The organism is Rossellomorea sp. NPDC077527, assembly GCF_044542955.1.
GTDB lineage: Bacteria > Bacillota > Bacilli > Bacillales > Bacillaceae_B > Rossellomorea > Rossellomorea aquimaris_E.
The window spans coordinates 322,728-348,788 of sequence record NZ_JBITVL010000005.1; the positions used below are offsets into that span (position 1 = coordinate 322,728).

32 protein-coding genes and 1 riboswitch are annotated in these 26,061 nt (G+C 44.0%); of the genes, 12 read left to right on the forward strand and 20 right to left on the reverse strand.

Features of this window, described 5'->3' with window-relative positions:
• Window positions 1-245: 245 nt before the first annotated feature.
• The 4 genes from ACIGG7_RS18490 to ACIGG7_RS18505 form a co-directional block, all read right to left on the reverse strand.
• Window positions 246-890 carry a YczE/YyaS/YitT family protein gene (locus tag ACIGG7_RS18490; protein ID WP_397550599.1) on the reverse strand — a complete coding sequence of 215 codons (645 nt, stop codon included), beginning with the start codon at window positions 888-890 and terminating at the stop codon, window positions 246-248.
• Window positions 891-1,187: 297 nt separating this feature from the next.
• A complete protein-coding gene (locus ACIGG7_RS18495) occupies window positions 1,188-1,538 on the reverse strand; it encodes a VOC family protein (protein WP_397550600.1) in 351 nt (116 codons plus the stop codon).
• 11 nt (window positions 1,539-1,549) lie between these two features.
• Window positions 1,550-2,569 carry an S-adenosylmethionine:tRNA ribosyltransferase-isomerase gene (locus ACIGG7_RS18500; protein ID WP_397550601.1) on the reverse strand — a complete coding sequence of 340 codons (1,020 nt, stop codon included), beginning with the start codon at window positions 2,567-2,569 and terminating at the stop codon, window positions 1,550-1,552.
• Window positions 2,562-3,296: an SDR family NAD(P)-dependent oxidoreductase gene (locus ACIGG7_RS18505; RefSeq protein WP_224944202.1), complete on the reverse strand. Its 735-nt coding sequence runs from the start codon at window positions 3,294-3,296 to the stop codon at window positions 2,562-2,564. The genes ACIGG7_RS18500 and ACIGG7_RS18505 overlap by 8 nt, the downstream gene beginning before the upstream one ends.
• 196 nt (window positions 3,297-3,492) lie before the next feature.
• Window positions 3,493-3,589, forward strand: a riboswitch (ZMP/ZTP riboswitch).
• 46 nt (window positions 3,590-3,635) lie between these two features.
• On the opposite strand from ACIGG7_RS18505, the gene ACIGG7_RS18510 reads away from it, so the two are divergent.
• From ACIGG7_RS18510 to ACIGG7_RS18525, 4 genes are all read left to right on the forward strand, one after another.
• A complete protein-coding gene (locus ACIGG7_RS18510) occupies window positions 3,636-4,490 on the forward strand; it encodes a bifunctional 5,10-methylenetetrahydrofolate dehydrogenase/5,10-methenyltetrahydrofolate cyclohydrolase (RefSeq protein WP_397550602.1) in 855 nt (284 codons plus the stop codon).
• A 112-nt stretch (window positions 4,491-4,602) separates the two neighbouring features.
• Window positions 4,603-6,147 (forward strand): FAD-dependent oxidoreductase, encoded by a 1,545-nt coding sequence (locus ACIGG7_RS18515; protein WP_397550603.1) that lies wholly within the window; start codon window positions 4,603-4,605, stop codon window positions 6,145-6,147.
• A 160-nt stretch (window positions 6,148-6,307) separates the two neighbouring features.
• Window positions 6,308-6,442: a hypothetical protein gene (locus ACIGG7_RS18520; protein WP_263628248.1), complete on the forward strand. Its 135-nt coding sequence runs from the start codon at window positions 6,308-6,310 to the stop codon at window positions 6,440-6,442.
• Between the two features lie 130 nt (window positions 6,443-6,572).
• Window positions 6,573-7,094, forward strand: a complete 522-nt coding sequence (locus ACIGG7_RS18525) for a DinB family protein (protein ID WP_224944209.1) — start codon at window positions 6,573-6,575, stop codon at window positions 7,092-7,094.
• A 36-nt stretch (window positions 7,095-7,130) separates the two neighbouring features.
• Here the strand turns inward: ACIGG7_RS18525 and msrB are convergent, their stop codons facing one another.
• On the reverse strand, window positions 7,131-8,069 hold the full coding sequence (msrB, locus tag ACIGG7_RS18530; RefSeq protein ID WP_397550604.1) for a peptide-methionine (R)-S-oxide reductase MsrB: 939 nt from the start codon (window positions 8,067-8,069) through the stop codon (window positions 7,131-7,133).
• A 50-nt stretch (window positions 8,070-8,119) separates the two neighbouring features.
• Window positions 8,120-8,449: a CHY zinc finger protein gene (locus tag ACIGG7_RS18535; RefSeq protein WP_397550605.1), complete on the reverse strand. Its 330-nt coding sequence runs from the start codon at window positions 8,447-8,449 to the stop codon at window positions 8,120-8,122.
• Between the two features lie 157 nt (window positions 8,450-8,606).
• On the opposite strand from ACIGG7_RS18535, the gene ACIGG7_RS18540 reads away from it, so the two are divergent.
• Complete coding sequence (locus ACIGG7_RS18540) at window positions 8,607-9,221, forward strand: NAD(P)-dependent oxidoreductase (RefSeq protein WP_397550606.1); 615 nt, start codon at window positions 8,607-8,609, stop codon at window positions 9,219-9,221.
• Window positions 9,222-9,283: 62 nt separating this feature from the next.
• Here the strand turns inward: ACIGG7_RS18540 and ACIGG7_RS18545 are convergent, their stop codons facing one another.
• Entirely contained in the window at window positions 9,284-9,955 is a 672-nt protein-coding gene (locus ACIGG7_RS18545; protein WP_397550607.1) for a haloacid dehalogenase type II, read from the reverse strand.
• A gap of 155 nt (window positions 9,956-10,110) precedes the next feature.
• Here ACIGG7_RS18545 and ACIGG7_RS18550 point away from each other — a divergent pair, with 155 nt between their 5' ends.
• From ACIGG7_RS18550 to ACIGG7_RS18580, 7 genes are all read left to right on the forward strand, one after another.
• Window positions 10,111-11,454, forward strand: a complete 1,344-nt coding sequence (locus ACIGG7_RS18550; RefSeq protein ID WP_224944225.1) for an MFS transporter — start codon at window positions 10,111-10,113, stop codon at window positions 11,452-11,454.
• Between the two features lie 123 nt (window positions 11,455-11,577).
• Window positions 11,578-13,047, forward strand: coding sequence for a phospholipase D family protein (locus ACIGG7_RS18555; RefSeq protein ID WP_224944228.1), 1,470 nt, complete (start codon window positions 11,578-11,580; stop codon window positions 13,045-13,047).
• A gap of 75 nt (window positions 13,048-13,122) precedes the next feature.
• Complete coding sequence (locus ACIGG7_RS18560; RefSeq protein ID WP_224944231.1) at window positions 13,123-13,380, forward strand: GlsB/YeaQ/YmgE family stress response membrane protein; 258 nt, start codon at window positions 13,123-13,125, stop codon at window positions 13,378-13,380.
• A 274-nt stretch (window positions 13,381-13,654) separates the two neighbouring features.
• On the forward strand, window positions 13,655-14,806 hold the full coding sequence (locus ACIGG7_RS18565; protein ID WP_224944233.1) for a CdaR family transcriptional regulator: 1,152 nt from the start codon (window positions 13,655-13,657) through the stop codon (window positions 14,804-14,806).
• Window positions 14,807-14,946: 140 nt separating this feature from the next.
• A complete protein-coding gene (locus ACIGG7_RS18570; RefSeq protein ID WP_397550608.1) occupies window positions 14,947-16,083 on the forward strand; it encodes a glycerate kinase in 1,137 nt (378 codons plus the stop codon).
• 15 nt (window positions 16,084-16,098) lie between these two features.
• A complete protein-coding gene (locus tag ACIGG7_RS18575) occupies window positions 16,099-17,454 on the forward strand; it encodes a GntP family permease (protein WP_397550609.1) in 1,356 nt (451 codons plus the stop codon).
• A 154-nt stretch (window positions 17,455-17,608) separates the two neighbouring features.
• Window positions 17,609-19,381: a metallophosphoesterase family protein gene (locus ACIGG7_RS18580; RefSeq protein WP_397550610.1), complete on the forward strand. Its 1,773-nt coding sequence runs from the start codon at window positions 17,609-17,611 to the stop codon at window positions 19,379-19,381.
• Window positions 19,382-19,512: 131 nt separating this feature from the next.
• On the opposite strand, the gene gvpU is transcribed toward ACIGG7_RS18580, so the two are convergent.
• The 13 genes from gvpU to gvpT (ACIGG7_RS18645) all read right to left on the reverse strand — a co-directional run bounded on the left by gvpU (window position 19,513) and on the right by gvpT (ACIGG7_RS18645) (window position 26,041).
• The gene (gvpU, locus tag ACIGG7_RS18585; protein ID WP_397550611.1) at window positions 19,513-19,908 is read right to left on the reverse strand and encodes a gas vesicle accessory protein GvpU; all 396 of its coding nucleotides are present in this window, start codon (window positions 19,906-19,908) and stop codon (window positions 19,513-19,515) included.
• Window positions 19,909-19,926: 18 nt separating this feature from the next.
• Window positions 19,927-20,712, reverse strand: coding sequence for a GvpT/GvpP family gas vesicle accessory protein (gene gvpT, locus ACIGG7_RS18590; protein ID WP_397550612.1), 786 nt, complete (start codon window positions 20,710-20,712; stop codon window positions 19,927-19,929).
• Window positions 20,713-20,727: 15 nt separating this feature from the next.
• Entirely contained in the window at window positions 20,728-21,057 is a 330-nt protein-coding gene (locus ACIGG7_RS18595) for a gas vesicle protein (protein ID WP_224944528.1), read from the reverse strand.
• 22 nt (window positions 21,058-21,079) lie between these two features.
• On the reverse strand, window positions 21,080-21,364 hold the full coding sequence (locus ACIGG7_RS18600) for a gas vesicle protein K (protein WP_224944241.1): 285 nt from the start codon (window positions 21,362-21,364) through the stop codon (window positions 21,080-21,082).
• Window positions 21,330-21,605, reverse strand: a complete 276-nt coding sequence (locus ACIGG7_RS18605; protein WP_034764922.1) for a gas vesicle protein — start codon at window positions 21,603-21,605, stop codon at window positions 21,330-21,332. Before ACIGG7_RS18605 ends, ACIGG7_RS18600 begins: the two co-directional genes overlap by 35 nt.
• 23 nt (window positions 21,606-21,628) lie before the next feature.
• Window positions 21,629-22,435, reverse strand: a complete 807-nt coding sequence (locus tag ACIGG7_RS18610; protein WP_397550613.1) for a GvpL/GvpF family gas vesicle protein — start codon at window positions 22,433-22,435, stop codon at window positions 21,629-21,631.
• Window positions 22,436-22,445: 10 nt separating this feature from the next.
• Entirely contained in the window at window positions 22,446-22,700 is a 255-nt protein-coding gene (locus tag ACIGG7_RS18615; RefSeq protein ID WP_224944255.1) for a gas vesicle protein GvpG, read from the reverse strand.
• Entirely contained in the window at window positions 22,700-23,467 is a 768-nt protein-coding gene (locus ACIGG7_RS18620) for a GvpL/GvpF family gas vesicle protein (protein WP_397550614.1), read from the reverse strand. Before ACIGG7_RS18620 ends, ACIGG7_RS18615 begins: the two co-directional genes overlap by 1 nt.
• Before the next feature lie 11 nt (window positions 23,468-23,478).
• A complete protein-coding gene (gvpN, locus tag ACIGG7_RS18625; protein ID WP_224944258.1) occupies window positions 23,479-24,402 on the reverse strand; it encodes a gas vesicle protein GvpN in 924 nt (307 codons plus the stop codon).
• Window positions 24,403-24,429: 27 nt separating this feature from the next.
• Window positions 24,430-24,696: a gas vesicle protein GvpO gene (gene gvpO / locus ACIGG7_RS18630; protein ID WP_397550615.1), complete on the reverse strand. Its 267-nt coding sequence runs from the start codon at window positions 24,694-24,696 to the stop codon at window positions 24,430-24,432.
• A gap of 88 nt (window positions 24,697-24,784) precedes the next feature.
• Window positions 24,785-25,045 (reverse strand): gas vesicle protein GvpJ, encoded by a 261-nt coding sequence (gene gvpJ / locus ACIGG7_RS18635; protein WP_034764908.1) that lies wholly within the window; start codon window positions 25,043-25,045, stop codon window positions 24,785-24,787.
• Between the two features lie 21 nt (window positions 25,046-25,066).
• Window positions 25,067-25,528 (reverse strand): gas vesicle protein GvpQ, encoded by a 462-nt coding sequence (gene gvpQ / locus ACIGG7_RS18640; protein ID WP_224944262.1) that lies wholly within the window; start codon window positions 25,526-25,528, stop codon window positions 25,067-25,069.
• A 27-nt stretch (window positions 25,529-25,555) separates the two neighbouring features.
• Complete coding sequence (gene gvpT / locus ACIGG7_RS18645; protein ID WP_224944264.1) at window positions 25,556-26,041, reverse strand: GvpT/GvpP family gas vesicle accessory protein; 486 nt, start codon at window positions 26,039-26,041, stop codon at window positions 25,556-25,558.
• Window positions 26,042-26,061: the final 20 nt, after the last annotated feature.

A 26,061-nucleotide genomic window follows, 5' to 3' on the forward strand; every position in this document is an offset into this window, starting at 1 on the left:
TCATACTTCTTGATGAGGGGTTGAAAAACCTTTTATAAAGAGACTATTTTCGTAAACATAGTCGCTTTTGAACAAGCGAGAGGTGGTTGATTTCCGCTTCAGGTGCTCGCTTTCCGCTCCAATCAACTGTCCAAGCATAAATGTTTGGTATAACAGTGTAAATGTTAGGATTTCAACCAAATCATTGCCTGTGTAAGAATAACAACAACCTTTGCGAAAAGAGCTTATAAAGAAAAAGACAACCCTTAGCTTGCTAAAGGATTGTCTCTCTTGGTGATCTGCCTCTCAATGAGAAGGTGAAGCAGCTTTTTGCTTTGAGGCAATGAAATTCCGACGATGGAACCAAGTCCCAGTGCAATGATCACGGTTCCGATCCCGACAGGTCCACCCAGTAACCAGCCGAAGAAGAACACAAGGATTTCCATTCCATTCCGTACCCATTGAATTTTCCATCCTGTCTTTTCAACGACCAGCAGCATGAGGCTGTCTCTCGGACCCGCACCAAGATCAGCTGAAACATAAAGACCGATCCCATAGCCGATCACCACGATCCCGATGGCAAACACGACGGCTTGCGCTATCAGCGTATGAGGGTCAGGTAATACAAAATTAAAAATATCTATGAAAATACCGATTAACAGCATATTGATAAAGGCACCGGCTTTAGGAAATGACTTTGTTCCAACACCCGTCACAAACAGGATGATAAAGCCTACAATGATGGACCACGTCCCGATCGTCATACCGAGCTGCTTGAACAATCCGTAGTGAAACACATCCCAGGGACCGATTCCAAGGTCTTTCCCTTTGATCGTCAAGCTTATGCCAAAAGAAAGCACAAGGAGGCCCACAAAGAAAAACGACCAGCGTAACATTTTTTCTCTATTCATGAAAATCCCTTCCTACACCATAGTCAGTTCATTTATTTACCCGGATAACTGTATCACAGAATCACAGACAAAAAAATTTCATAAAACCTATGGGGTTGGTGGGGATAAGGGGCTGGATGTGGTAGTGAGTTTTGATTGTCCTTTTACATATTTTGTTAGCCGGCTGGATTCTAGTTGAAATCGGCTTGTTTAATGAGAGGTTCCGCTGGATTTTTGCAGAAAACGGCCGGATTTTGATTTTCAGCCAAAACGGCTGAATTCCACAAAAAAAACCACGAGGATAAGAGCATTCCCCCACTACTCTTCCACCAACTCTATGATCTCTCCATCAGGACCGAAGAAAAACACCACTTTCCATCCATTGTCAAGAAGAAGGGGGCCTTCTACAGGCAGTAAACCCTTCTCCTTTACTAATGCAACTTCCTTTATCAGATCGTCTGCTTCCAACGCGATATGGAGGAATGCACGCTTGTTTTCCTCTCCAGGTTCCTCAATAAGCTCCAAGCGACAATTCCCTTTTTTCAAAAAAAGGATGTTCTCGCTGCCCCATCTAAAATTCAGCTCTTCTTCAAAGCCGAAATATATTTGATAGAATTCCTTCGATGCTTTCAAGCTCTTCACATTCATCCCGATATGATGAAGCTTCATATTCATTCTCCTTACAAGATGAGGTTCATATCTCCGAACTCATGCCATTTATAGTTTTTCATAAGAGCCGTTTGATAGGCGCTCTTTAATTTTCCTTCTGAAATGAACGCCTTTAAGAGATCCAGATGACTCGCTTCAGGCTCATGAAGTCCTGTGATGAGACCGTCTACGATTTGGAGGGGTGTGTCACCGGATAGATATAAATGTGTGACACCCTCAGAAGGCTTCAGATGCCCGAATTCGGTCATCACCGTTTCAAGGGTACGAACCACCGTTGTACCGACTGCAATAACCCTCTTCCCGCGATTCTTTGCCCGGATTATCGCATTCACCGCTTCTGAACTGACATGATAGTCTTCGGGATGGTTTCGTGGGTGAGGCCAGCGGTCATTCCCATAGTAGCTCAAGCCCGCATGGAGCTGTATGAAAACAATGTCGACTCCTTTTTCCCTTAACTCCCGTAACAACCGCCATGTAAATGCCCTGCCGGCAGAGGCCATCTCAACGGAACCCGGAATCGAACCGTAAACGTTTTGATAATACTCAAGTGGCCACGGATCATCGATGTATTCATAACGGATGGGCTCTCCATTTTTGAAGATGAAATCGATCAGTTCACTGCCACTCCTATTGAATTTCAACTGTACAAGTGGTCGTTCACTTCCTTCTCCCTTCACGCGCCCTGTTACACCTTGTGGAAATTCAATTGGTTCTCCTGCTTGATGGAAGTCTCCCAGAATGAGAACGTCCCACGTGTCTTTTCCTCTTTTACGGGAAAGACGGACCTCGACATTCTGTTTCCCCTGTTTGCCCTTGAGGGAAGCGGGAAGCGTCCTACTGTTATTCAACACAAGTACGTCCCCCTCATGTAATAAATCTGGAAGCTTTTTAAACCTTGTATGTTCACACTTGCCGGTCTCTCTGTTTAACACCATCAGCTTTACATCATCTCTCTCAAATCCCTGGAGTTCGATGGGTGTCGTTGCGTTCAAACGGGAAGGGATATGAAACTCATTCGCCAACTCATTCATGACCGCCACCCCGATTCCACTTGAATTCCTGAGCCTGGAAACGCTCTCCGTTTTCGTCCGAAGAAGAATCAGATGCTAGGTACAAGAAGGCATCAAGATGATCGTGTGGGCTCGCCAGGGGATAATCACAGTCAGGGACGGCCTTGTCGTGCATCTCCGTATCCATCTCCCCCGGATCAATCATATTGATCCTTACACCTGTATCACTTAGCTCATCTGCCCATGTTTGAGTCATGCCTTCGACAGCAAATTTCGAAATACCATACGCCCCCCACTCAGCAAATCCTGTTTTACCGGCTTCTGATGTTATATTGACGATAGAACCCTTCCCACTACTTACCATTCCGGGAAGAACCCTCTTCGTGACTAAAAATGGATTCAACGTATTGATCCTGAGCACTTCAAGAAAATCTGCTTCCGGATAATCCGCAAGCAGACGTGGTCCGGGCCCAAATATAGAAGCATTATTAAACAACACATCCACAGCTCCCCAAGCTTCTTCCGCTACCGATACGAAACGATCAACATCACGTGAGTCGGAAACATCAGCCACTATTGCTACCACTTCTGCTCCCAAACCTTTCAGCTCCATTTCCACTTCTTTAAGCGACTCTGGGTTTCGTGCACAGATTGCGAGCCTCGCGCCGATTTCAGCAAATTTCATTGCCAAAGCTCTACCCAGTCCTTTTGAAGCACCTGTAATCATAACTACCTTCTTCTCAAACATATTCCATACCCCTTTCATTTCTTTTGGTACTTACAGTGTATGAAATAGCCGATGACAGCAAATCGGCTGTTCGGAGTTGGATACTCTAGAAAATTGGATGTATTTCTTTCTCAGGCTTTTGATGTACTTTCCAGAAAAACACGAACATTAATACTGGAAATACCTTTTATATTCGTGTTATAATGAACTTGAAAATAAATAGAGCAGTGACTGGCGAAAATGTGGAATCAACCACAAGGGAGCTGCGAATCTTATAAAATTTAAGCCATTAGCCGTTCGCCTGGGCAGAAGGCAAGGGGATACCCTTGTCTTTTTTTACTATAATCAGGAGGGATTGCAGTGGAACCACTAGTATTAGACGGGAAACTTGTTGCATCTGAGGTCAAGGAAAGCCTGAAATCGAGAGTAGCTGTATTAAAAGAGAACGGGATCACCCCATGTCTTGCCACCGTGCTTGTCGGAGACGATCCTTCTTCTGCTACGTACGTGAAAATGAAGGGAAATGCCTGTGCGAAAATCGGGATGGAATCAAGACGGATCCACCTTCCAAAGGAAACGACAACGGATGAACTACTAGCCATGATTCAGGAGCTGAATGATGACTCTTCCGTTCACGGTATTCTGTTACAGCATCCCGTTCCCCACCACATCGACGAACGTGCTGCCTTTGAAGCCATTTCCATTGAAAAGGATGTGGATGGTGTCACAAGCCTTGGATTTGGTCAAAATTCATTGGGATTCGGTGAGTATCCATCCTGTACCCCTGCCGCAATCATGAGTATCATTGATTACTATGGTGTTTCCCTTGAAGGAAAACACGCGGTCGTAGTGGGAAGAAGCCCAATCCTAGGAAAACCTGTTTCCATGATGTTATTGAACCGAAATGCGACAGTGACAACATGCCATTCCTATACGGAGAACCTGCCTGATATCCTTTCTGCTGCAGATATCGTAGTCGCTGCAGTCGGAAAACCGAAGTTCATCCAAGGGGACTGGCTTAAAGAAGGAGCCGTCGTTCTGGATGCAGGATATAACAAAGGCAACGTCGGAGACATCGATTACGAGGCATGCTATGAAAAAGCCAGCGCCATCACACCGGTTCCGGGTGGTGTGGGTCCTGTAACCATTTCCATGCTCTTAAAACAGACCGTTGATTCAGCCGAGAAATACGGTCGTGTGCAGCAAAACGTATAACTTCAAGAGACTGACCCCATTTTCGGGTCAGTCTCTTTTTCTCATTCAGGACTTATTTTTTCTTCGATTCCGGAGAAAATGGTAAGGAAACGAATGATAAAGGAGCGTTCTAATGGACTCACAACAACAACCCAATGCTTTCTCCCGTACACCGGAACCCTATTGGAGGGAGACGACGAAACTCCCCCTGTTTAAAAAGCTTGAACAAAATGTAAAAGTGGATGTCACCGTGGTCGGAGGCGGCATAGCAGGGATCACGACTGCCTACCTTCTGGCAAAAGGCGGTAAGAATGTCGCTCTTATCGAAGCCGACCATGTATTGAACGGTACGTCAGGGCATACAACTGCAAAGATTTCGGCACAACACGGATTGATCTATGATGAGCTGATCCAGCATTTCGGGAAAGAATTTGCAAAGAAATATTTTTTATCTCAAACAAAAGCTCTTCAGTTTATAAAGGACACGATGACAAGCGAAAACATCGAGTGTCATTTTTCACAAGAAGATGCGTACGTATATGCAACGACAGACCACTATGCAGAGAAGGTCCAAAAGGAATATGAGGCATATCAGAAGCTGGATATACCAGGTGAAATCACAGAAAGGATCCCTCTTGATCTTTCTATTAAAAATGCGGTGGTCATGAAAAACCAGGCTCAGTTCCACCCATTGAAATATCTAAAGGCCCTGATTGATTCTTTTACAGGAATAGGCGGGCAAATCTTTGAAGGAACCGTGGCCAGAACCATCAATGAAGGCGAAAGCACCCAGGTTGTGACGGAAGACGGTTATCATCTCGATAGTGAATACGTCGTCATCTGCTCACACTTCCCTTTTTATGATGGAATGGGTTTTTATTACACAAAAATGCATGCAGAACGCTCGTATATCCTTGGGGTGAAGGCCAAAAATGACTATCCAGGGGGAATGTATTTAAGTGCTGAAGATCCCACACGTTCTCTGCGTTATGAAGAAGATGAAAATGGAGAAAAACTCATCTTGATTGGCGGAGAAAAACATAAAACAGGACAGGGCCAAGATACGATGGATCATTATAAGACCTTACAGGCATTCGCCGAAGAAGTGGTCGGTGTAGAAGAAGTCAGGTATCGCTGGTCGGCACAGGACCTGATCACTTTGGATAAAGTACCTTACATCGGCAACCTCACAAAAAAACATCCCGCTATTTTTGTCGCTACAGGTTTCAATAAATGGGGGATGACGTCCGGTACCCTGGCCGGGCAGATTCTTTCTGATAAAATCTTGGGAAATCATCACATCTATGCCGACCTATATTCTCCTTCCAGATTCGTGGCCGATCCAAGCATCAAACATTTCTTCAAAGAGAATGTTAATGTGGCCGGCGAGCTCTTGAAAGGAAAACTGCACATCCCATCCAAGAAACCGGAAGACCTGCATAAAGGGGAAGGCGATGTCGTGAACGTAAACGGACGCAGGTGCGGCGGATTCAGGGATGAAAGTGGAAATCTCCATATCGTCGACACAACCTGTACTCATCTGGGCTGCGAAACCGAATGGAATCACGGAGATCACACATGGGATTGCCCATGTCACGGATCACGCTTCTCCATAGACGGAGACGTCATCGAAGGTCCAGCCAAAAAGCCACTCAAAAGGCTCGACATGAAAGATTAAGGGACGGACTCTGTCCAATATCAGATTTATTGTCGAATATAGCCTGGGAAATAAACAGAATGATCATGATTATTGACATATTTTGTCGCATTGAACAGAAGAATATTTCCTGGATTACGTCTCACACTATAACCGAGCACTATTTTGGGAGGGATTTTGAATGGGCCGTACAAAAAAAGGAAACCGAAATGCTCAAAGTAATACGAATGCTAAAAAAGGGAATCGTACAAGTTCCGAATTAGTCGAATTCACGACAGGACAGGCGAATACCAAGAAAAACCGGACGCAGGATTAGTCACTACCGGCTCCGAATAAAGAATAACCGGAAACAATGGTTCACCATTGTTTCCGGTTTTTTTATATAGAGGAATCTTCCACCCTATCCCGAATCTATTAAGGGAGATCATTATGGGGAGGAATACGAAATGAAGGAACAAATGTTATTTCAACAAATGGAATTCATCCGAATGCGCACCCTTGCTGCCCTGGATGCCACAACCGAACAACTGGCGGATGAAATCCCTGAAGGTTTTAAAAACTCGATCCGGTGGAATCTGGGTCATATCTTATTATCCCAGGAAAACCTGCTGTATTCATTTGTAGGAGAAAATGACCGTAAATCTCTTCCACCTGAATATGGGGAGTTGTTTGGCTTCAATACCAGCCCTAAAACGTGGGAATCCCTCACGCCTCCTACCCTGAGTGAACTACGTGACAAATTGGAGGCTCAGCCTCTAAGGATAAAAGAAGCTTTCACAGGCCGCTTAGATCAATTGGGAGAGAAGCCGTTTGTCCTTGGAGAACATACGACGTTTACCACTTTAGCTGAAGTTCTTTCCTTTGCTAACTGGCATGAAGGGTTACATCAAGGAACCATTACATCGATCAAACGGGTGCAAGGCATAGAGAATCTTTGGGAAAAGGCAGAAGAGAAGGTGAAAAGATAAAAGACATGGTGGCTCATGATCTGGGCCGCCATGTCTTTATTTATGATGAAATAATATGAGAAGGTCTCCATATCCTTCTTCTTCAAGCTTTTCTTTAGGGATAAAACGCAAAGCGGCCGAGTTGATACAATAGCGAAGCCCTTTCGGACCAGGACCATCAGTGAATACATGTCCAAGATGGGAATCGGCTTCCCTGCTCCTCACTTCCACACGTGTCGAGCGATGAGAAAGATCGTATCGTTCGTTTACACTCGCATCCATGACAGGCTTTGTAAAACTGGGCCAGCCGCATCCACTGTCATACTGATCCTTTGATGTGAATAAGGGTTCTCCTGACACGATATCCACATATATTCCTTCTTCACTATTATCCCAGTACTCGTTTTCATAAGGTGGCTCTGTGCCATTTTCCTGTGTCACGAAATACTGCATGTCCGTCAGCTTCCCTTTTAAATAAGACCGGTCTCTGGGCCAATACTTCTTTAAAAAGTCTTCTCTGCTTCGCTTATATAAGGCATAGCGGAAAGCGTTTTTCTTGTGAAAATCCTGATGATATTCTTCAGCAGGGTAAAACTCCACGGCGGGCAGAATCTCTGTCACAATCGGTTCTGAGAATCGCCCACTCTTCTCCAGCTCTTCTTTTGATGTTTTGGCAAGTCGTTTCTGGGTCTCGCTGTGATAAAAAACCGCTGTCCTATATGAGCTTCCACGATCTTTGAATTGGCCCCCGCTATCGGTCGGATCAATTTGTTGCCAGAACAGATCCAGAAGTTTTGCATAAGGAAACATAACCGGATCAAACGTGATTTGCACCGCTTCATAATGGCCGGTGGCACCTGACGTCACCTCTTTATAAGTAGGGTCAGCCGTTACGCCTCCCGTATACCCTGAAACAATGCTCTCAATCCCTTCTTGGTCTTCGAAGGGCTCTACCATACACCAGAAACATCCCCCTGCAAATGTTGCTTTCTCCATATCACCCCTCCTTTCGTTTCACGTGAAACATATCCCTCAAGAAAAAACACTCACCCTTGAAAATACATATGATAATGGTTCTGACACCCAGGGTTAAAGGAAGACTGACAATGAGGACAGACTGACTGGCAATTCATATATTGTAGAATGGTTAACTCATTCTTGCATTCTCCGCAAAGAACCGCTTTCGTATTCCACTCTTCTGGAGACCAGAGAATGGGAGCATGATCTGTCACTTCTTCATGGCAACTATGACAAGGATAATAGGTGTCGCAGCATTTAAATTTAATCGCGATGATATCCTTCGACGACCTATAATGTTTGCATTTGGTCTTAGAATCCACTTCTACGCCAGACACCGTAATCAACTTTTCAGTCATGATCTTCCTCCTTATTTCTGTATGTATTAGTCTTCGATATTCTTTGTTTATATTCCTACCAGGATCCGTAACGGATCTTCCGTACTTACTTCCTGCTGGTCTGATATTCTACCTGTACTATACAATGAATAATAAGAGAATGGGAGGGGGAAGATTCTTGAAGTTAATTGTATTCGGAGCAACAGGTGGTACAGGGAAAGAAGTAGTCAAGCAAGCATTGGCAGATGGTCATGAAGTCACAGCATTTATTAGGAATCCCATAAAAATGAGTGATGAACATCCACTTCTGACCATCGTGCAGGGTGATGCTTTAAGCACGAAAGACGTGGGAAATGCACTAACAGGACATGAAGCAGTCATATCTTGTCTCGGTTCAAATGGCTTGAAGGAAACCAATATCCTCACCGAGATGACAAAGAATATCCTGAATGGTATGAAGACTCATAACATCGAGCGAATCGCTTACGTGGCATCAGCGGGCATAAACAAAGAAATACCGGGGCTTACAGGGAAACTCTCACAATTCATCCTTCGCAATGTGTTAAAGGACCATGGGGATGCTGTAGAAGAAATTAAGAAACAAGGCGTTCATTATACGATTGCAAGACCCATGCAATTGACAACCCAACCTCTATCCAAGACGTATCGCCAAGATACACATTCAATTCCCGTTAAGGGTCGGAAAATAGGAAGGGCTGATGTCGCCCACTTCCTGCTACAAAGCGTTGTTCAGGGAAAACATATGAACGAATCCATTGGTTTGGCTTACTAAATACATCAAAAAGGACTGGCCCGCTTACATCATACTCGATGAAGAGGGCCAGTCCCTTTTATTCAGCTTTTATGCTCAAGTATTCCTCTTAAATCCTTATAAACAAAATGAGGTTTTACCCCCAGCTCATCCATCACCTTATCCTGCCGATTGATCCAGGCGGTATGGAACCCAAAGTTCGTGGCTCCCGCAATATCCCAAGGATTGGATGACATGAACAAGACTTCTTCCCGTTTCACTCTCAGCCTTTTAAGAACAAGCTGATAAGCCATAGGAGTCGGTTTGAACTGTTTGACTTCATCCACTGTCAACACTTCATCCAGTAAATGTCCAAACGAAGACTGTTCCACCAGTGGTGAAAGCATATCAAGGGAACCGTTCGAAAAAATGGCCGTTTGATATGGTTTCAGATGTTCAAGAACCTGTTCCACTTCTTCATAATGAGTCAATTCAAGATAGGCATCCAGTAATTCGTTCTCATTGTCTTCAGAAAGGTCGACCCCGACTTGTACACAAGCGAAATGAAGGGCCTCCCTTGTGATCGAGAAGAATGTCTCATATGTCCCCATCAGCTGACGCAGGAAGCTGTACTCCAGTTGTTTCTGCCTCCACACCTGACTGATCTCCTCCCCTTTGTCCGGAAAGATTTCATTACATTTATCAATAACAGAATGTACATCGAACAGCGTCCCGTATGCATCGAATACAAATGCTTTTATCGTAAGATTTGACATACACACCCTCCTAACAGATTCTCTTAATATAATAGACCAATGTATAAATAGTAAACTTTTTCACCCATGCAGGGAGCAGGCAGATTCATTTTAAGTATGCTCTCTTTATGGTATATTACTTCGAGCATAAAAATAAATAATGGAGGTGTTTACGAATGACTAGTGATCAACATGCACAAGCCTCTCCTTCACATACAAAGACGATTCTTTTCCTGAGTCTTACCATATGGCTAGTGGTCATGAATACAACGATGTTCAACGTAGCCCTTCCGAACGTTTTAAAAGATTTCTCATTGGCGCCTTCCGAAGGGGCCTGGATTGTATCGGGGTATTCCATCGTGCTCGCGATCTGTACCATTACGTATACCAGATTGGCCGATTACATCCCGATCAGACGGTTGCTGATCCTTGGCATCACCATTTTCGGGGTCGCCTCATTCACAGGCTTCTTCGCCCATACGTTTGCTTGGTTATTGCTTTCCCGTCTGTTTCAAGCGGCAGGTGCAGCTGCCATTCCCGGATTGTCGATGGTTTTCGCCGGACGTTTCATCCCCTTGCATAGGCGTGGCCGGGCACTCGCGATGATAGCATCCGCTTCTTCCCTTGGATTTGGGTTGGGCCCCGTTGTGGGTGGGGTCATTACGGATTATCTGAATTGGAATTATTTATTCTTGGTTACATTATGCGTACTTGGAATGATTCCCGTATTGTACCGCTTCCTGCCGAATGAAACGACCAGAAAGGGGTACTTCGATGTATGGGGCGGTTTACTCACAGGTGTAGGAATCACCTTTTTCCTACTCTTCATTTCGACATTTCACTGGTATTATCTCGCGGGGGCCGTTGTTTTCTTCGGGGGCTTGTGGATCCGAATCCATAAAATCGAGCTTCCCTTCATTCAACCAAGCCTGATCCGTGATAAGGGCTACCGCCAGATACTTTATATGAGTTTTCTGGGATTCGTCACCCATTTTGCGATTTTGATTGTCATGCCCCTCATGCTTCAGCATGTGTTTGGCAAAAATCCGACGGCCGTCGGATTCATCATTTTCCCGGGTGCGATGCTCTCTGCAGTGGCAGCCATTTTTGTAGGAAGACTGATTGACCGTTATGGGAATATCAGAGTGATGTTTCTCGCCCATATCCTTCTCATTCTTTCGACCATCATCTTTTATTTCTTATCACCGAAAAGTGAATACATGATTATGCTAGCCTACATGTTCACAAGTTTTGGGTTCTCAAGTCTTTCCTCAAGCTCCACTAACGAGGTTTCCCGGGTCATGAGTAAGGAATTGACGGCTTCTGGTATCGGCATGAAGCAGCTGATCCATTATGTCGGGAGCGCTTCAGGTTCCGTCCTTGGCGGGATCATCGTGGAATTTGGCGGTGCGGACTTTCCGGTGAGCTCCTTTCAGAACACCTTTCTCGTTCTGATCGGATTCATGATGCTTTCTCTCCTTCTATTATTTTTATATCGCAGACAGGACAATAAACGATAGCTAAAGAGTTCCAGGCAGAATTATCTGCCTGGTTTTTTTATATGAAATTTTCTTCAGCCCCATGGATTCTCTCCCTGCTATTCAGGGTATAGTAAGAAAAAATAGTAGAACAGGGGAATTCATTTGAAGACAAAGAGAAAGTGGTACAAGAAGAAAAGTTGGTGGATAGGCGGCGCCATCCTGCTGATTCTTACCGTGGTCATGTTTTACAACCGGGTAAAACCATTGCCACCCGGGGTTTCTTACGCCAGTGACACCTATACCATACCGGAAAAGGAAGTAGAATTTTTATACGATTTGACTTATCAGAAAGATGGAAAGGAACAATATGACCAGTCGATCTTCAATGAAGTCTATCAAACCATTGAAGAAGCCGATGATTTTCTTGTACTGGACTTATTTTTAGTGAACGGATATACGAAGGGTGACCGCGATTATCCTAAAATCAGTGAAACATTATCCAAGAAAATTCAAGAACAGATGAAAAAGAAACCCGATTTAAAAGTGGTTTTTATCAGTGATGTTGTCAATACGACTTACGGATCTCATATAGCGAAACAACTTGAACCGTTAGAAAAACAGGGAGCTGAAGTCGTATTTACCGACTTGAATCGCCTGAGAGATCCCAACATCTTATACTCAGGTGTCTGGAGGACCACTATTGGCTGGTTTGGACAGGATGGTTATGGGTGGCTGCCCAACCCGATGGCCCCTTCCGCACCAAACGTCACGATGAGATCCTATTTGAAACTATTAAATGTAAAGGCCAATCATCGAAAAGTGGTGATGACGGAAGACGCAGGTCTCATCTTATCGGCCAACCCCCATGATGCCAGTGGTTTTCATTCGAATATTGCTTTCAAGGTGAAGGGGGACATCATCAAGGATATGGTCAAAGCCGAAAAAGCCGTTGCGGCATTCTCAAATGGCAAGATGGACGCCTTCCCTTCCGAGGAAGAACTCGACAAGACCGTCAAAGACGTCCCTACAGATGGATCGACTGTCAAGGCACAAATCTTGACGGAACGAAAAATCCAAAAAGGGGTCGTACAGGCATTAGATAAGGCCAAAAAGGGTGACGAAGCATGGATCGGCATGTTTTATCTGGCGGACCGGGACATCATCGATGCGATTGAAGATGCAGCCGAACGGGGAGTGGACATCCGTATAGTGCTGGACCCGAATCAGAATGCCTTTGGTCAAGAAAAGATCGGGTTACCGAACCTCCCTATTGCAGCCGAACTCCATAAATTAGAGAACGAACATATTACCATCAGATGGTATAACACCAATAAAGAGCAATATCATACAAAAATTATCTATGTAAAAGGAAAGGATCAAAGTACCGTCATTGGCGGGTCGGGAAACTATACGTCCCGGAATATGGATGATTACAATATGGAAGAAAATCTGAAGCTGACAGCCCCTACAGACAGCAAGACCATGACTGAAATCGACGACTATTTTGACCGTATATGGAACAACCGGAACGGGACGTACACCGTTGACTATGAAGAATATCAGGATAAATTGCCTGCTGTTAAGTATGTCATGTATGTCCTTCAGAAAATTTTCCAAGTGACAACATATTAGGTTTTGACTTTGAGAAAAAGGGGAATTTACTTTATAACAACACATATTAAAAAACGATAAATGGAGGTAACAAAAATGGGTATTATCTTGTACTTAATTGTTGGTGGAATCATCGGTTGGTTAGCTGGACTTATATTAGGTAAAGACGTTCCTGGCGGGATCATCGGAAACATCATTGCCGGTATCATCGGTGCATGGATCGGCGGAGAGCTCCTCGGAAGCTTCGGACCGTCACTTGCAGGAATCGCCATCGTACCGGCCTTGATTGGAGCGATCATCTTTGTATTCCTATTAAGTCTTCTTCTAAGAGGAATGAGAAGAACGTCTCATTAAGGAGATTGCCCCCCTGGAGTCCAGGGGGGGTTATTTTGTGCCAATAAAAAAACAGCCATTGCAGGCTGCTCTCTCAATACGTCATCGATTTCTTATGTCTTCGTTTATTCCGATACTTCTTATAGATCGGGTAAATAATAGGTCCCCATTTGATCAGTCTTCCAATTAAACGTTTCATAAAGGTAACCTCCTTTGTACAGTACTCTACCCGAATCTGAAGAAAGAAAACATATGCTAGAATGGAGAAAAGACGATAAATGACGGGGAGTTTCTCATGCAAATCACGGAAGAATTAGCTTATCCAATCATCTCAAAACTGAAGACCATCGTTCATTACAATATCAACATCATGAACGCGTCCGGCGTCATTGTTGCCAGCACAGACCCTTCACGTATGAATCAAGTTCACGAAGGAGCTCTATACGTTCTCGAACAGAAAAGCCCATTGATCATATCGGAGCAAGAATCAGGCAGGTATCACGGCTCCAAGGAAGGAATCAACCTTCCGATTGAGTTCCTTGGGGAAATGATCGGAGTTGTCGGGGTTACAGGTTCTCCACAAGAATTAGAGCAGTTTGTGAAGATCGTGAAGGTCACCGTTGAAGTGATGTTGCAGCAGGTACATTTTCACAATCAATTGCAGCACCAAAAAACATTGATGGATAATTGGTTACTGGATTTGGTTCACCCCCATTATTTTGATGAACAAAAAAATGAGTCATTTGCACATCACTACTTACATCTCGAAACGAACGAAAAGGTACAAATCATGTTGGTTCAATTTGATGACCTATCAGCCCACTCTTCACCGAGCCTTCCTCTATCAATGGTCAAGGAAGAGCTAATGAGGAGAATAATGCTTCAACTACCGAAAGTGCACTTTCAATCCTTCGTTACCGAATCATCCTGCGTTCTCGGCATTTCATCAAGCATTTGCCCCACCAAGGGAGAAAGTATCCAGCTGGCTAACCGCCTGCAGCGACATTTACAGGAAAAGCATTTCAGCGTGAAGACAGCTGTCGGAAATATCTACTCGGGAGTCAACGGATACAGAAAATCTTATATGGAAGCACACAACTCACTGGAATTACAAGAGAGTTTCCCACAGTTCCCCGACTATATCCATATTCAGGATTGGGGTATCATGGATCTTATCAAGCAAGTGCCCATTGAGATCAGGAAGGATTTTATGAATCGATATGATGATCGCACCTTCCACCTGAGCACCACGCTGCGAGAGACTCTTCAACGGCTGTTTGACTGCCAATTAAACATGAAAGAGACAGCAAGCTCATTGCATATTCACCGAAACACTCTCCTCTACAGACTTGAAAGTATTGAGGAACTGACAGGTCTTAATCCAAGACAGTTTGATGATGCCATATTGCTTCGATTTCTTTTAATCATCCAGGAGATGAGTATGTAGACGTAAGAATATGATTGTGCAGATGCACAATCTTTTTTTATTTTTATACAGAAATGTTTAGAGGAACTCACATTGTAACCGCTTACTTTAGTTGATTTAATAGAAGAATAGATTATATTTTCTGAAAAAAAGGAGCCGCTATGAATATTCTTATTGCCCCCGATTCATTTAAAGGCAGTCTAAGTTCCCTTAAGGTTGGGACGATTATGGAGAAAGCCTTCCTGGATGAATCTTCGTTGTTTAACACGAACGTCCTCCCTATGGCCGATGGAGGCGAAGGGACTCTTGAGACCCTCATTTATGCTACGGGAGGGAAGAAAATCAAGACAAGAGCAACAGGTCCCTTGGGAGAACAAATCCCCACTGAGTATGGAATACTGGGAGATCAAAAGACGGCGGTCATTGAAATAGCTTCCATTGCAGGATTACCCATGGTTCCGAAAGAAAAACGGAACCCCTTCCACACAACGTCACGAGGTATCGGGGAAGTCATTGTCTCAGCCATGGAAAAAGGCTTTCGTCACTTCATTATTGCCCTGGGCGGAAGCTCTACTAATGATGGTGGATTCGGCATGCTCCAATCCCTTGGAGTGACCTTCCATGATGAACGAGGGAATGCTGTCGGGTCCTTCGGTAGAGATCTTGGACTCATCTCTAAAGTGGATTGGAGTACTCTTCACCCCGCCGTTAAAGAGTGTACGTTTCACATCGCCTCAGATGTCGAAAACCCTTTATGCGGAGAAACAGGAGCCTCATCTGTATTCGGTCCACAAAAAGGGGCCACGAAAGAACAGGTGAAGGAGCTCGATCGACAACTGCTTCACTACAGTCAGGTGCTTACAGAGGCTAGAGGGATTGACTTCAAAGATACAAACGGTGCCGGCGCAGCCGGAGGGCTGGGCTTCGCCTTCCTTCATCTAAACGGCAAACTTGAATCCGGTGCGAAGCTCGTTGCTGAAGCGTCCAGCCTTTCAACTGCGGTTCGGGATGCAGATTGGGTGCTCACCGGTGAAGGACAGAGCGATTATCAAACACTGTTCGGTAAACTCCCCTCCTATGTCGCTTCCATCGCCAACCAGTATCAAACACCGGTGTCCCTTATCGCCGGGAGCTTGGGAGAAGGGTATCAAAACTTATACGGAGACTTTGACAGCTGTCACTCCATCGCCATCGGCCCAATGTCTTTAGATGAAAGCATCAGCCGGGCCGAGGAACTTCTTTACCATGAAACAAGAAACATCGCACGAATTTTGAACAGAACAAAGGGTGAAAAATAAAAGGGGGAACTTCTCATGTCGGGAATTTGGTTATTTACGGTCATTGTCTTAGGGGTAGGATTCATCATTTTCACAACATCTAAATTAAAGTTTCAGCCGTTTTTATCGTTATTATTTGCAGCTTTCTTAGTCGGCATATTCGCTGGTCTTCCATTGAATGAAGTCGTAGAAGCAGTAAACGGCGGCTTCGGTGGGCTGATGGGGTATATTGGCATCGTCATCGTAGCAGGTACCATCATCGGAACAATCTTAGAGAAATCAGGCGCTGCTCTCAGGATGGCAGAAGTGGTTCTGAGATTAGTAGGAGAAAAGAGACCGCAGCTCGCCATGTCCCTTATCGGTGCCATCGTCAGTATCCCGGTCTTCTGTGACTCAGGGTACGTCATTCTCTCAAGCTTGAAAAAAGCATTGGCAAAACGGGCAAAAGTGGCTCTTGCCTCCATGTCCGTTGCCCTGGCAACGGGTCTATACGCAACCCATACCCTCGTGCCACCTACCCCGGGTCCTATTGCCGCAGCCGGGAATATCGGTGCGAGTGATTACTTAGGAACGATTATCTTAATTGGGATCATTGTAGCCATTCCTACAATTCTAGCAGGCTATCTGTGGGCGGTTAAAGTCGCAGATAAAATTGAAATCGAAGGAGAAGATGAGCTGGACTTGGATTATGATGAGATTGTCAAATCCTTCGGAGAACTTCCTTCTACGTTCAAATCTTTTGCCCCTATTGTCCTTCCCATCCTATTGATCGGGGCAGGATCAGTCGTCAGCTTCTTCCAATGGAAAGGCGGAGCCGCAGATGTACTCTTATTCATCGGATCGCCTGTTGTAGCCTTACTCATCGGTGTCCTGGCGGCATTCGCCCTCATGCCGAAATGGGATGAAGAAACTTTGAACGGCTGGGTTACTCAAGGGATGAAAGATGCGACCAATATTCTTTTGATCACAGGTGCAGGTGGGGCGTTCGGCTCCGTCATTAAGGCGACTCCCGTTGCGGAAATGATTCAAGGAATTGCAGACGGAGGATTGCTTTCCGGTGCCCTTGTCCTTCTCATACCATTTATTGTGGCAGCACTATTAAAATCGGCTCAGGGGTCTTCTACGGCAGCGCTGGTCATCACCTCCTCCCTGATTGCCCCGCTACTTCCACAAATGGGGATTGAAGGTGCCGTGCCGCTTGCTTTAGTCGTGATGTCCATTGGAGCAGGTGCCATGACGGTCAGCCATGTCAATGACAGCTACTTCTGGGTTGTCACACAGTTCAGCGGAATGAAGGTCACGGACGCTTATAAGGCACAGACCGCCGCTACGCTGGTTCAAGGGTTAACCGCCCTTGTATTTACTTTATTGTTATGGATCATACTTGTTTAACGATAGAGAGGGTGTCCCACATGATTGGGGCATCCTTTTTAGTAGGATTTCTTTTATTAAAATGTAAATAGTAGAGATATCATTCTGTAAACACCCCTCCACACTGCCTTTACATAAAGCTGATACTCTTGAGGCAGAAAAGGAGGTAAGCATCATGATGAATTGGTTTAAAAAAGGATTCGTACTACTGTTGGTATTTTCTCTTCTTCCACTATCAGCCCAGGCACTGGACAACCCCCTTAGTGCTTCTGGCGAGCGTGATGGAGGAATCGGAAACAGTACTCATTACTTAGACGAATCGCCAAATATCTCGGTTGATGAAAAGGTAAATCAGATTATCTATCCTTTATTTGCAACGCCTGCTATTAAAAAGAAAGGGGAGCCCCTTACCATAAAGGTTGATACTCAAGGAAAGGAAGCCGGGTCTTGGTCTGTAAAATTAAAGCAAACGAATCACTCTTCCCTCACCAGTGAATACGAATTACCGGTCCAATCTGTACAACCAGGACAATCGCATTGGAAGGACAGCTCTTCCATTGTCGATGTCACCGTCTCCATTCCTGAGGGGACTCCACAGAGATTATATGATTTAGAGGTGACCTATACTGGGAACGGACAAAGAATCACAGATGAACAACCTCATTCTGTCAAAGTGGTCGACGAGTACAAGAAGAACTTTTCCTTCTTGCATTTGACTGACACTCATATAGGTTCTCCGCGTAACCTTGGAAATACCGATGATCCCTCTTCCTTAACGCCAGGCCGGGCAAGGGAAACCGGCATGTGGGATCCGGACCCAACCAAACGCTGGTTATATCTGCAGAAAGCGATTAAAGAAGTCAACTTAAAGAACCCCGATTTTGTGGTTCTGACAGGAGATTTAATGTTTGGTCAACAAAATCCTCAAGAGTATATTTATGAATATGAAGAAACCTTTAAAATGCTTCAAAAACTGAATGTACCTGTCTATATCGTCCCTGGAAACCATGATTACTACGCCCAGGATGCAACACTGACGGATGGAGCAAAGTATTGGGAAAAGTACTTCGGGCCTCAATATTTCTCCTTCGATTACGGACCTTACGCCCATTTCATCGGATATAACTCATTCGATTGGGATAAATTTGACCGAAGTGGAAATGGTACGGTTTCTGTTCCAACATGGGGCGGCCAGATTCGGGAAGAACAGTTGAACTGGGTGAAACAAGATCTACAAGAGAACGCCAAAACCGCACAAAGTGACCAAATCCGCGGCCTCTTTTCACACCATAATCCATTATGGCGCGACAGAGATATTTGGCCTCAAGACGATCCTGACGTTCAAGAATACTGGAAGCAATATGATGAACAGCATGACCCTCAGCGCTTGAGCACACTGATCCTTGGCGAAAAACTAGGGCTTAAGTACGACCAGCAATGGCACGGGGAAAATGCTCAAGAATTGATCGATATCATGAAGGCGAATGATGTGACAATCAGTCTTCATGGACACACTCATATTGACGATGTAACCCAGCAGGATGGCATCTTATATACCACTACCACGGCCATTGAGTTATCCGGTAAACCCTGGGTAGGCTTTAGAGACTTCTCCGTTCAAAACGGTCAGATCTCATCCTACCATTACGAAGATCCCGATCGTTCCATCCCTGTTTACCAAAACGGCGATACAGAAGGCGGGACCATGTCCTTTGACGCAGATTATCTGAAAGCGAACGACGGAAATGCTGATTCACAGCGAGTGGATATAACCAATCGTTTAAATAAACCTTTACAGGTTACAATCCCTTTTTACATGAAAGAGGGGAAATATAACGTATCCAAAGGAAGCATCACACAAAACTACGCTTCAGATGGTAAGCAGTATATTGAAGTACAGATGACTTTAGAGCCGAACAGCAGTGAAATCATCAATGTTCAAAAATAAGATGTCATTTAGAAGCCCATTTCCATCTATTATTGGAAATGGGCTTGATTTTGGAGTTGATTACTGCCCGGGAAATAAATTTCCCCTTACTATAGCAAAAAGCGACTGATTCCAAGCTCAGTCGCTTTTTATTATTTACTGCTCTTCGATTCTGCAATTTTCCCTAAGAAAAAGCCGTCTACCTCACTGATTTTCCCTCGCCACATAATTTTCCCTTTGGAAGGGGTAGGCTTGCTGTCGCCACAATATACCTTTGTATTCTTCAAATGAATGAAGTTGGCTTCAGCGCTTTGATTCTCTTCTACTGACTCTCCTGCCTTGGCAAGCTCCTCACTCAGCTTCTGAGCCACGTCACTGCCGTCCTCAAAGGTTTCGCTTAACGAGTCGAAGTATTCCTTCGCAGAAACGAGAGTACCCGTTATGACGGCTCCAGCGACGTTTAACGTGATGTCTAATGAAAAGTCATGTTTATTTGAAGCTTGCACAAAAAATTCTAAGATGCTGTCCTTTTCTGATCCTGAACTCATGATCACATCTCCCTTTCATTAAGCTACTGTGTCATCCTCCGTAGAGAGTGTTGTGTCTTCTTCTTGATCTTCGCCTGAGTCATCATCTTTTTTGGCCGTTTTTTTACTTTTAGCACTGCTCTTACGTGTAGATCGTTTCTTTCCTTTTGTTGACTTGCTGTTTGAGTTCTTTTTGCTTGATGCTTCTTCCTCATCGTCGTTATCATCATCATCTTCTTCCTCGTCGTCATCCTCTTCATCTGTCGCCGTTTCTTTGGATTTCTTTGACGATTTCTTTCTAGAAGAAGTTTCTTTTTCCTCTTCTTCGTCTTCGTCTTCCTCTTCATCATCTTCTTCCTCACGGGCTGCTGCAATTTGATTCATTTTTTCTTCTAATTGCTGCAGGCGATTCTGAAGTTCTTCATTTTCTTGTTTAAGAGCTTCATAGTCTTGGTTGGAGTCTTCTGACTGGTTCGTTTCTGTCGCATTTACAGCTGTTGCTGTATCTTCAGATGCTTCCTCGTCCCTATCACGCTTGAAGAGGCTCGCTGTAGATGATTTTAGTGTGACAGCGGCTTTTCTCGATTTTTCTTTTGCTGCTTTTCCGAAGTCTAAGCTCTTGCTTTTAATTTTCTCTTGATCGATACGATCCAGAAGTTTTTTCCCGTTTTTAGGTGTTGCTAAATAGCCCACTGTTGCTCCGAGGAGACTTCCTGCCACTGTCCTCTTGATCGGGCCGCTTCTTCTTGTTTTGTTCTCATTCGTAGGATTCTTTTCTTGTCCTTGATTCTCAACTGTTGTTTGCGTATTATTTTTTTCTGCCATTTGTAAAACCTCCAATTAGTTTGTATCCGCCGGGTTAAGGCGGTTTGTATCCAGTTTCTTTTCAAGTGATTCCAATCGTTCCTGTAGTTTCTTGTTTTCTTCTTCAAGGGCTTTCGTGTTGTTATCTGCCGCTTTTGAACTTAAATAGGGATCATTTTCCCACCAGTCCATTCCTATTTCCTTTGCTTTATCTACAGAGGCAACAATTAAGCGGATTTTGATTGTCAGCAGCTCGACATCGGCGATACCCACCGTAATATCTCCTGCCACGACTACACCTTTATCCAGAATCTTTTCTAATACATCCACAATTGTATTGGATTGTACCGGATGCTCCATTCCCATCATGTAACCTCCCTAACCGCTATTACATCAAGCTTCCTAAAGGGCCAAGATCTATATTCAAGTCATCAGCATCAAGACCGAATACCTCTTTTAACTCTTCCATTTTTTCTTCTAAGTTCATAAGGGCGATCCCCAGGTTCTCTACTTGTTCATCCGTTAATGTACCGCCTTCTACACGTCGCATAGCATGCCGCTCGACAATTTGCCTTAACAGTTCCACGACGGTCAATACTAGCTGTGCCAAGCCTTGCTCTGCTTTATCCGGATCGAAATTAATTCGCCCATTTGTCCCGCTGGCCTGTTGCATGGATCAATCCCTCCCTTTCTTGATCAAATTGGTCGGACGTGACCGTTTTACGCGTTCCCTGCTTATGCTGAACTAAAGTTTCAACTGAAGAAATCAATACCCGCAAATCCAGATATACGAGGTCGACCCCTGCAATGGATATGATCAAATCTCCCTTTATCGCCACACCTTTATCGAGAATGACATCTAAAATATCAATAAGGGCTATATCTTTGTTCTCGATCGATTCTCTTACAGTCATATTTCTCATTCCTTATTAGTTGGTTAAGAAAAACTAGAAAAATGATAGGGTGGCCAAGGTCCTGAAGCTTCGATTTTCCAGCCGGCTTGTCCCAGTTCTTCTTCGTATTGCTTGATTTCCTCTACAAATTCACCCACATTGGAAACCGGAAGGAGGAATACACTGTTCCATGCCATATGTTCCTGTCGTCCCGTAACGTCTTTGCTCCAATTTTTTTTAATGTTTCCATAGATCGAGTGCTCTTTCAGTTTTTCATGAACCTCTTCACAGAGGCGGTTTTTCTCGTTTTCCAGTTCCCTGTCGATCAGCTGATTGATCTTTTTCTTTTCAAAAAACTGCCTGCCCTTTGGTAAGTCACTGATTTCCTGTCTTTTGGCTTCAATGGACGGATTGCTTTCGCTTACCTGCTTTTTCAACAGCTTATCGTCACAGTAGATTTTGACATTCCATTCTTCATTTCCATCCAGTTGTTTAAACGTCGTATCAAGCTTGTTTCGGTTACCTTTAATCGTGCTTTTCAGACTCTCCTCATTTTTGTACAAAGTACAAAACTTAAGGGGGATGATGGTATAGAGTTTCGACACCATCAATACGGTTTCGTGGTGATGAAAGGCCTTTTCCTGAAGCCAGTCCATGTCATTATCGACTTTTTCCTTAATTGACTCCCCCGAGTAGTCATCGGATGGAAGGTCACAGACAATGGCGGTTACATCTTCAATTTGTATCGTATACAGTTCTCCTTCTCCATCAAACCCCTTCATGGGGGGCAGGGTTTCTTTATTTGCTTCTTCTGTTGGAATTAAGCCATATAGATAAAGTAAATCGCTCATCTGATCACCCTTATTTCTTTTTCGTTAATTCTTCCCATTGCTCCATTTCCATTTGTTTCGCCATTTCATATCTTGCTAAGAGCTCATCTTCTTTTTCCTGGAATGCTTCTTCAGGGATTTCCCCTAATTCATACATCATTTGAAGCTGAATCAATTTTTGTTGAATGGTAGGAAGGTCGAATAATTCTTTATCCGCTTCTTCTTTGATCTTTTCTCCGACTTTAATGACCAGATTAATTGGTGCGCTCACCAATTTATGAATCATCAGCCTTCCTCCACCTTTAATCGGATGTTGACGAAATTGTAAGCTGGCCACGGGCCGCTGTAATGAAATTCAACCTTATCCTTCCATTGTTCATGTGCTTCATTGACCTTCTGATCGAATTGTTCCTCTTGTTCACGATCAATAAGAAAGGAGGCGTTAAGCAGCATCTTCTCACTGGAAGGGTCATTCGCCTTTGCTGATACAGCTGTTTCTTCAAGTGGAGTAAAGACATCCTGCTTCACCTCATGTTGGAGGCCCGCAAATAGCTTCTGTGCCATCCCTCCAAGCTGTATGCGGTCATAATAGCCGGCAGATTCCGATTTCCCTTTAACCGATGATGCCATTTTCTCTACCTGCGGGTTGTCTTTGACCATCGCTTCCAGCCATTCTTTTTTACCGATCACCTTCAGGCCTAACTCAATTTTCCCCTTGATGGCCGGAAATAGAGTTTCGAATTGGGGGTAAAGGTTTTCAAGTAAGGCTGCTACATCGTCCTTTGATTTAAAAACATTTCCAAAGCTGATTGGTATGACCGTATCCTTTTGATCCATCACCCGCGAGACCGCCCCTTGGTGCATAAGAAGATTCTGCTTCTTTGGATGATAGATTTTCATCGGTACTTCCGCTGCTACCATTGCGGCATCCTTGTACCTGATCGTGAACGTCTCCCGTTCTTCGCCTTCTATTTCAATAGAACCAAATTGATCATCTTTGTCTGTCTGAATGGCACAAAATATATAGATTCCCGTTTCTTCCTGACTCATCATAAAACTCTCCTTTATTCCTCAGATACCTTCATTTGTTTACATGCATCTATGATTAATTTTTCCGCTTTTTGTTGAGGGTCTTTGCCGTCGATACATCGACTGACACTTTGTGCTGCTATATCGATACATAGACGTTGAAAATCAGGATTCTTACCGTCTATGGGAATGTCAGATTCAATGGCAAGCCTTGCGATCATCAAGGAAGCCCGCAAGCTTGGTCCGTTCGTATCTTTCGAACATTGATCACGCAGAGTAGAAATGAGTGTGGTGATGGCTCTTGCTTCGCTCATGACCAGGTTTGCTTTTTCTGATACGATCATTGCTTCTTGCTCAGGTTCCTTATAATCTACGTTAATCGTAATCAACCGATCTAGAAGAGCATCCTGTGTTTGATAAACCCCTGCATATTCTGCAGGGTTACTAGTGAAAATGATGGAAAATTCCGGATGCACCCTAATGAAAGGTTCAGTGAGCTTTGATCCGTATAATGGAATAACTCCTTCTTCTAAAATAGAAAGGAAGATATTATTCGTTGTAGGCTGTGATCGTGTAAATTCATCGTATACAAGTGTATAGCCGTTCTTGACCGCTTCCAGTAAACGTCCGTCCCTCCATGTCTCTGTTACGCTTTCATCCTTTTTATATACAGATCGGACATATTGATCGACGACCTTTTTGCTTGTATAGCCGGTGAAATCACCGATTAAGTCTTTATTATTCAGTTCGTGGTTTCCGTGCATGAGCATAACCGGTCTTTTCCTCTTCTTTGCAAGTGCGAGTGCCAGAGAGGTTTTCCCGGCTCCGGAAGGACCTGTAAAATGTACAGGATATCCAGCTTTCAGGTATTGCAATGAACGCGAAAGCAATTCTTTCGTTTCATCGTCTTGAATGAGTGCCCTGCTATCCTTTTTGACCCGTTTTGTTAAGACCGTCACGTACCATTCCCTCCTACTCACTCACCACTACATTTCCTGTCCAATGGCACTTCTGTAGCGGATATCCCATCTCTTAAATGATGTGACTTCCTTGTCTTTATTGAGGATGACATCATACGTGCCGAGCATCTCATCCTTTGCATATTTTTTCATATATTCTTTTTCTTCAATGACCTCTACTTGAAGCTTCCAGCCTTCGTCTTCCGTTAATTCCACTGACGTAATCTTATGGACTGGAGCCACATGTTCATTGAAGAAATCCGTTACACTATTCATGATTTCCTTGATAACCATAGTCGCCTCCTACTGTTTTGAAAGGGGACCGTTTAGTTCCCCTTCAAAACACTTTCTCATTCCTGATGCAGTCGCTCCCCGTGTCTATCTAAATGCTAAACTGGGAGCTTCTTTCATTTTGTTGAGTAGCAAGTCCATTTTCTTCGACATCATCACGAAGAAGCCCCACTGCCTCTGCATAACGCAACCATGTATCCACGCTGGCAATGACAACCCTAGCCTCTACCGTTAGAATTTCAATCCCTACAACTGATACTCTTGCAAAGGCATCGATGACAATACCTTTATCAAGAATCCGGTCAATGACTTCTGCCAAACTTGAGCTGTTGTTACTTTTTTGAATAGCCATCTTTCATTCTCCTTTCGGTGCTTAAGAGCTGATTGTCTTAATGTCTTTAGAAGATTTTATATTTTCTGAACTTTTAATTTCTGTAGAGCTTTTGATATTAAAGGAGCTTTTAATATCGCTTGCTCCTTTAAGACTGCCTACACTTTTTATCTTGGTTCGATCTTGATCGGAGGAGGAGATTTTCTTTTGAAATTCTTCACCGGCTTCTTTTGCATGACTCAGTTTCTCCCGTACCGAAAGTAATACGTCCTGTACTTTTTCCTTTGCTTCCTCTGCTTTGTTATGAACATTAGCTGCATTGTTTTCTTTCGCGTCCTTAAGCTTCTCGGATGCTTCATTTGCTTTTGATTGCATGCCTTCTTCAACGTTTTCGACAAATTTTTCTTTTGCTTTTTCTTTGATTGTGTCCTTAAGGGATTCAGGAGCATGATCCAGGGCTTTTTTTGCCATCTTGCCAACTGCTTTTTTTACCGGCTTACCCATTCAATTCCCCCTTCGGAAGGCTCGATGTTATTTCTTAGATTCCACAAGGCTGTTAAGCATTTCCTCGATGCGTTCTAATCGTTCATTTAAATGTTTGTTTTCTTCTTTGATTTCTTCCAGTTCCTCTGATTGATTGTTTGAATTTCCGCTATGTTCAGCTTTGGATTCGTTCGTTTCCGATGACTCTTCCTTTTTCTTCTTAGGAGAAAGTAATCCTCCTTCGAGCTTACTCATATATCCTGTAGCCGATTGTCGCAGTGTAATAATCGCTTGTTCAGTCAGGAATTCCTGTGCCGATCTCCGCAGTTCTTTACTGGCTGCTTTCATTACGTCTGATTTGCCCAGGCTGTCCACTACCTTCTTTCCTGTTCCGGGGTTGGATAACAATCCTATTCCTGCTCCAACCACTCCGCCGATAATCGCATAATTCATGGATGGTCTGCTTTCGCTTGCCTGCTTTTCTTCTGCCGCGTTCGTTTCTTCTACTTGTTGACTGCTCTTCACTTCTGACATATTCATCCTCTTTTCTACTA